4 protein-coding genes and 1 pseudogene are annotated in these 6997 nt (G+C 44.4%); 2 read left to right on the top strand and 3 right to left on the bottom strand.

The genetic code is table 11. From position 1 onward, the window contains the following. Positions 1 to 493 (top strand): annotated as a pseudogene (locus LOSG293_RS03920) (IS30-like element ISLpl1 family transposase); the annotation flags it as partial. 286 nt (positions 494 to 779) lie between these two features. Here the strand turns inward: LOSG293_RS03920 and guaA are convergent. The 3 genes from guaA to helD all read right to left on the bottom strand — a co-directional run bounded on the left by guaA (position 780) and on the right by helD (position 5723). Further along, positions 780 to 2330 carry a glutamine-hydrolyzing GMP synthase gene (gene guaA, locus LOSG293_RS03915; RefSeq protein ID WP_034527263.1) on the bottom strand — a complete coding sequence of 517 codons (1551 nt, stop codon included), beginning with the start codon at positions 2328 to 2330 and terminating at the stop codon, positions 780 to 782. 79 nt (positions 2331 to 2409) lie between these two features. Continuing rightward, positions 2410 to 3333 (bottom strand): type I pantothenate kinase, encoded by a 924-nt coding sequence (coaA, locus tag LOSG293_RS03910; protein WP_034527260.1) that lies wholly within the window; start codon positions 3331 to 3333, stop codon positions 2410 to 2412. Positions 3334 to 3425: 92 nt separating this feature from the next. Then, the gene (gene helD / locus LOSG293_RS03905) at positions 3426 to 5723 is read right to left on the bottom strand and encodes an RNA polymerase recycling motor HelD (protein ID WP_034527258.1); all 2298 of its coding nucleotides are present in this window, start codon (positions 5721 to 5723) and stop codon (positions 3426 to 3428) included. A 202-nt stretch (positions 5724 to 5925) separates the two neighbouring features. Between helD and LOSG293_RS03900 the strand changes: the two genes are divergently transcribed. Then, complete coding sequence (locus LOSG293_RS03900; RefSeq protein ID WP_034527256.1) at positions 5926 to 6585, top strand: histidine phosphatase family protein; 660 nt, start codon at positions 5926 to 5928, stop codon at positions 6583 to 6585. Positions 6586 to 6997 lie beyond the last annotated feature (412 nt).

Below are 6997 nucleotides of genomic sequence, written 5' to 3'. Positions count from 1 at the left end.
GATGATTAATCAACGTAATCGCATCGGCGATTTTGAACTAGATACAGTCGTTGGTCCTCGTGGGCATAGTAAGGCAGTTTTATTAACTTTAATCGATCGAAAATCACGGTTCCTTTGGGCATACCGGTTAAAAGATCGGACGACAGCGACTGTTAATGAAGCACTAACTAAGTTCCTAACAACTTTTAATGGTCCGGTGCACAGCTTTACTGTGGACCGTGGCACTGAGTTTAGTGGGCTAGTATCACTTGAATCACAATATGGTATTAAGACCTATTACTGCCATGCTTATACTCCAGCTGAACGTGGTAGTAATGAACGCTTTAATCGGAATTTACGTTATTTTTATCCTAAGGGGACTCGTTTTGAGCACATTAGTGCTCAAGATTTAACGACGACGTTACTCCAAATTAACCAGAGACCGCTTAAAATACTCGACTGGCAAACACCGTATCAGGTTATGCTGACAAATTTTTCCAAAAATTCGGATTAAATTTGCAATCTACCATGTTGCAATCGCTGTAATTGAGGCCTCATCACCCTGAAGGCTACTAATAAAATACGTATCTGTCATATATACCACTCCATCCATACGTTTAGGTTCCACAATCATTATATGCTAAAGCCATCAAAAAATCCCCGCCAGCTTAGCCCTCATTCGGCCCAAACTTGGCGGGGATTCTGGCGGGGAACGTAACAAATTCCCCGCCAATCGTATCCTTTGTATCTTCCGAAAATGCCGTTAAATCAACATTCCGGGTTCAATTTACATGTACCTTTTATTCCCATTCAATTGTCGAAGGTGGCTTGCTCGTAACGTCATACACGATACGGTTAACATGCTTCACTTCGTTCACAATCCGAACAGAGATGTCACTTAAGACTTCCCAAGGAATGTGCGCAAAGTCAGCTGTCATCCCATCGATGGAGGTTACGGCACGAATACCAACTGTGTAGTCGTACGTTCTACCGTCACCCATGACGCCGACTGAACGGATACCTGGAAGTACCGTGAAGTACTGCCAGATGTCACGATCTAGGCCAGCTTTTTTAATTTCTTCTCGTAAAATTAGGTCACTATCACGGACGATTTCGAGCTTTTCTTCGGTGATTTCACCAATTACTCGAATTCCTAAACCAGGTCCAGGGAATGGTTGACGCCAAACAAGTTCTGAAGGCATCCCCAGTTTTTCACCCAACTCACGGGCTTCGTCTTTAAAGAGTGAACGCAATGGTTCAATCAATTGGAAATGCATGTCTTCTGGCAGGCCACCAACGTTATGATGAGACTTGATGGTTTGCGCCGTATCAGTCCCACTTTCAATCACGTCAGTATAAAGTGTGCCTTGAGCCAAGAAGTCAATGCCATCCAGCTTTTGAGCTTCATCGTTGAAGACTTGGATAAACTCGTTACCAATGATCTTTCGTTTTTGTTCAGGTTCACTAACGCCTTCAAGCTTAGATAAGAACCGGTCACGGGCATCTACAGCCACAATATTAAGACCAAATTTACCTTCCAAGCTATCCATAACTTGTTCAGCTTCGCCCTTACGTAATAGACCGTGGTCAACGAAAATACTCGTCAGTTGGTCCCCAATGGCTTTGTGCAACAGCACGCCGACAACGGAAGAATCAACGCCACCGGAAAGGCCCAAGAGCACTTTGCGGTCACCGACTGTTTCACGAATTGATTGAATTTGTAGGTCGATGAAGTCATCCATTGACCAGTTAGCCTTGGCTTCACACACGTCAAAAGCAAAGTTCTTCAAAATTTGGATACCAAAGTCCGTGTTCCGTACTTCAGCATGGAATTGGATGCCGTAGAAGTTACGGTCCAAGTCCTGCATCCCGGAAACAGGGCAATCATCGCTAGTTGCGACAATTTCGAAGCCTTCTGGTACTTTGGTTACTAAGTCACCATGACTCATCCAGACGTTTTGCGTCTTAGGGGTGTCCTTGAATAACTTAGCGTTATCAGAAGTAATGTTAATCTCGGCACGACCGTATTGACCGTTATCGGTATTAACATCGCCACCAAGCGTGTATGCCATCAACTGCATGCCGTAACAAATTCCCAAGATTGGAATCCCCAACTTGAAAATTTCTGGGTCAACGCGGAAAGCACCCTCATCATAAACACTGTTAGGGCCACCGGAGAAAATAATCCCCTTTGGATTAATTTTCTTAATTTCTTCTGCGGTTATTTTGTGAGATATGAGTTCAGAATAGATGCCTAAGTCCCGAATCCGTCTCGTAATCAATTGATTATACTGACTACCAAAATCTAGGACAATAATTTTATCAAATGTCGAAAGATCTACATTGGCCACTGCGTTCACCCTTTCAAAATTAACTATCTAATTATGATACCTATGAAAAACGACCCCGTCAAATATATCTGGAATCTGATTAGTATTTCCTGAGAGACAACCGGTCAATCAGGTGATTATCCGTTTTATGAATAATCAAATCCGCCCGTGAACGGGTAGGCAAAATGTACTCGTTTAAGTTAACTAAGTCCACCTCACGCCAAATTCGTTTGGCCATATGGAAAGCCGCCCGTCGATCGCCAATTGCGTAAGGATAGTAGTAATTGGCCGGGTCTTGGAACGCCGTATCCAGCAAGGCGCCAAATCGTTCCAGGTACCACTGCTCTACCAACTCCGCCTCAGCATCAACGTAAATCGAAAAGTCGGTAAAGTCTGATACGAAAATCGGTTCCGTACTTGGTAGTTGTAACGTGTTGATGCCTTCCACAATCAGCACATCTGGCCGATTAATTTCCTGAAACTCCTCCGGCACAATATCGTAAATTTGGTGTGAGTAGGTCGGCGCCTGCACAATCGGCTTGCCACCCTTCACATCGTTTAAAAATTGAATCAGTTTCTTCATATCATAGCTCTCGGGGAATCCCTTGCGGTCCATGATGCCACGTTCCGTCAACTCCGAGTTTGAATAAAGAAAACCATCCGTGGTGATTAATTCAATTCGGTCTGACGAGAAAAAGTGACGCAACAGCACCGCTAATAGCCGAGCCGTCGTACTTTTCCCCACTGCGACACTTCCCGCAATCCCAATAATATATGGCACATTGCGGGGTTCCTTTTGTAAGAAATTGGCCTGCACCACCTGCCAGCGCTTAAACTGCGCCAACCGGAGCGAAATCAGATACACCAACGGAATATAAATATCTTGAACATCTTGAAGCGAAATCCGGTCGTTAAACGCTTGAATTTGCTGAAGACTTTCCTGCGTCAACGGAACCTGGGCCTCTTGATAGAAATTTTTCCACTGCTCTTTGCTAAAAGAATCATAATTGATCAAATCTGCCATGATGTTCTTCCTTATCCTAGAAGTTGTGCTTAACGAAACCATTATATCATTCACCCAACAAAAAAAGACGACCATTTCTGGCCGTCTTCCGTTTATTTGATTACAGTGTAGTCACTCTCTGGTACTTGATCAAAAAGTGGTGATAATTCATTAGTTGCCAAGATTGAAAGTTGGTGCATCGCTCTTGAACAAATCGTGTACATGAGTTGGCGTTCATCGTCGTCATGGTAGTTGGTTTTTGAAGCTTCCCAAACAATCACGGCGTCAAACTCCAGTCCCTTCGCCAGGTATGATGGCACGATAATCGTTCCAGCGGCCAAGCGTTGGTTTTCGGATTGAATCAAGGTTGCTTTCAGCCCGCGTGCCTGCATGAGTTCAGATAAAGCGCGACAATCCTCCAGCGTCTTACCAATAATCGCTGTCGTTTCGCCTTCCTGATCATTAAACGCTAATTGCTTCTCCAACTTTTCTAAAGTCTTTTCAGCCGATGGTTGTACGCTAATAGTTGGTAAATCACCATCTCGGGCAAACGAGTCTACCGCCTCGCCGTTCGTGAGAATGTGCTTCGTAAAGTCAGTAATCTGCTTGGTTGAACGGTATGACTTGGTTAATTGAATGACCCGCGTCTTGTCCTTATCAAACATTGTACTCAACTCTTCCAGCAAGGTCCGACTGTTCTCCTTCGTGAAGATGGCTTGATTCAAATCACCAAGTAACGTAAATCGAGCCTTCGGGAAGCTGTACTTTAGATAAGCCAACTGGAATGGCGTGTAGTCTTGAATCTCATCGATGAAGACGTACCGCATGTCGCGCTCGCCCTTTTTACCAGTCATTAGATCGTAGAGATACAAGTACGTTGAAATGTCCGCTAAGCGCACGTGACGGTCTCTCAAGTGTTCGACCGTTTCATCGATCTCAGCTTGCCAGTCTTCACGACTAATCCCGTGCTTTTCTAAATTGATAATTTGTGGAATCGCCCGCATAAAGTGAACAAATTGCGAATTGATACTTAAGAAACGACTGCGCATAATCGCCTTACGGACAGACTGGAATTCGTTGACCACTATTTTACGGGCCAAGAATTTAAATTGCTTGTCTTCCGACTCGTCCTCACGCGCTTCGCCGGCATACATATCATTAATCTGCTCTTGGCTCAGGTCCTGAACCGCTTGCTCAACCCACTTGGTCTTCATTTCGGATGAAATCCGACGGTTCAGGTGCTTAATCAAGCGCTCCTTGGTACCTTGAAGACGGTTCGATAAGCTGTAGTTTTCATTAAAGCCATAGTAAATTTCGGCGATTTGTTCCGCTGAGATAAAGGTCTTACCTCTAAATGGAATGTTCCGGAAAATCATATCTTCCTTATTTAAATGGTTAGCATAAGTCGTAACCGCCTTAAAGAAGGCTAAGCTGCTAACTAACTCATTCGTCCGTTTTTGTGCCGGACTCATGTCCTGGGAAAACCGCTCCGTCAGTGTTTCAACTTGCATGTTTGGTACCCGACGCCCCATAAATTGGTAGTAGGTCATCTGTACCATATTGTGCTCACCTAGCTCTGGGAGCACTTGGTCAATATAGTCGTTGAACAATTGGTTTGGTGAGAAAAGAATCACCTGACCGGCCGTTAAATGACCACGGTAACGATACAATAAGTAAGCGACTCGTTGCAGCACAGCAGCCGTCTTACCTGAACCAGCAGATCCCTGAACAAACAGGAGATCCGACTTCGTATCCCGGATAATTTGGTTTTGTTCCTTTTGAATCGTGGTGACGATACTCTTCATCTTAGTGTCAGATTGCCCACTTAAAGCGTCCAAGAGCATCTGGTCACCAACCGCTTCTTCAGTATCGAAAACGGTCTTAATCTTGCTATCTTCAATCTGGAATTGGCGTTTGAGTTTGACGTTTACCACCTGGTCCCCATCAGGTGTTTGGTACGTCACCTCACCGATTCCACCATCATAGTAAACACTGGAAATTGGCGCACGCCAGTCATAGACCAAGAAGTGGTCTGGTTGATCTGAAAACGAAGCCAGTCCAATATAAATCGTTTCGGTTTTTGGTTCGCCCTTCTCATGAAAATCAATCCGAGCGAAATAAGGGGTCTTTTCCAAACGTGTCAGTGTTTCTAACTGAGACGTTGCGTGTTGCCAACTATTTTGGCGCTCTGCCAGTAATTGCTGTTGTTGCCGAACTGAAATGGCAGTTTCCATCATACCCGTATAGGAGTCAGTCTTGATTCTCAGGTCATTCTGGAAATTATTTCGAATGCCACTCTCGTCGGTTTCAGCGACCTTAATGCGGCGCTTAGCTTCAACTTGAGCATCCTTGATTTTAACGACAACGTCATCAAGGTGCTTTTGTTCTTGTGCTTTTATAGAATCTGGCATGTAACCCCTCCATTCTCAAATTCAACTTAAAATTTTACCACTTTTCGGTGCGAGAAGCTATTATAATCCGCTTTATGAAAAGCTTTCGCGCTGATTTCACAAATTCTGATATTTTTTATGAAAGTGGCTAATAAAGCGTTTTCAATTATGTTAGAATGAATCTGGTAGGTTAAAATTAGAAAAATTAAGGAGCGAATTTCACATGACAACTTTTAATATCTATATGGTTCGCCACGGACAAACGTATCTCAACAAGTACCATCGCATTCAAGGCTGGTCAGATACCCCTTTAACTGATAACGGGGTTGCTGATGCTAAACGAGCCGGTGAACGCCTAAAAGACGTTATCTTCACCCATGCAGTATCCAGTGATGCTCGTCGGGCTCGTCAAACGGCCGGCTACATTCTTGAAGCCAACAATGGCAAAATCAAGGAACCCGAAATCGATATTGCCTTTCGGGAAGAAAACTTCGGCTACTTCGAAGGAAATGACGACTACGCCACTTGGCACATGGTGGGTAGCCCTCACGGTACCAACAACTTCCACGAAATGATTGATACCTTCTCAATCGAAAAAACCAAAGACATGCTTCACGAAGCTGATCCTTACCATGATGCAGAAGACAACGCAACGTTCTGGGGTCGTTTGCAACCCGGTTTTGATCATCTCATTAACAAGTGCCAAGATGGCGACAAAGTTTTTGTTTCCACCCACGGTACCTTAATTCGAAGTGTTGTTTCAAAATACTCAGATATCGACGTGGCAGTTTCAGCCATTAACGGTTCCGTAACTAAATTGACAGTCACTGACGGTAAAATCTCAGTAGACTACTTCAACAATGTCGACCAACCAATCGACTAATTAATGCAACGCAAAAGGCGCTTGAGAATTAACTTCTCAGGCGCCTTTTGTGTGTTCTATAGGTTTAGAAACGAGAGAAAGACTTGGCAAGACCTGCTGACCCAACCGCCTCTCAGTTCGGTGAGTCATGGTTAGTACCAAAATATCGCTGTTGACTTGTACTTTGCCAACGTCGAATCATTTTCAAACGAGGCAGCCGTAACGGCCCTGGCCATCAGCATTGAAATTCTTCTTAGCGGCACGCTTAGAAGAAGGACGGGTCTGGAGACCGCTCTTCGGCTCCAGGGAGTCCCAATGCGTTCCATGGTCAGAAGGCCGGAGGCTGCTTTACTAACATTTGTAAACCTAAGCAACATTGCCGAAACGAGCTCCAACAATCTGCCCCTTACGTTTAATAGCACCTGACAATAAT

This window comes from Secundilactobacillus oryzae JCM 18671 (genome assembly GCF_000740055.1).
GTDB classification, from domain to species: domain Bacteria; phylum Bacillota; class Bacilli; order Lactobacillales; family Lactobacillaceae; genus Secundilactobacillus; species Secundilactobacillus oryzae.
Note: the sequence above shows the minus strand (reverse complement) of the source record. Positions and strands in the feature narration are given on the sequence as shown.

Excerpts from the sequence above, each read along its gene's own strand:
- coaA (WP_034527260.1), bottom strand. The coding sequence starts at position 3,333 with ATGGCAGATTTGATCAATTATGATTCTTTTAGCAAAGAGCAGTGGAAA.
- helD (WP_034527258.1), bottom strand. The coding sequence starts at position 5,723 with ATGCCAGATTCTATAAAAGCACAAGAACAAAAGCACCTTGATGACGTT.
- LOSG293_RS03900 (WP_034527256.1), top strand. The coding sequence starts at position 5,926 with ATGACAACTTTTAATATCTATATGGTTCGCCACGGACAAACGTATCTC.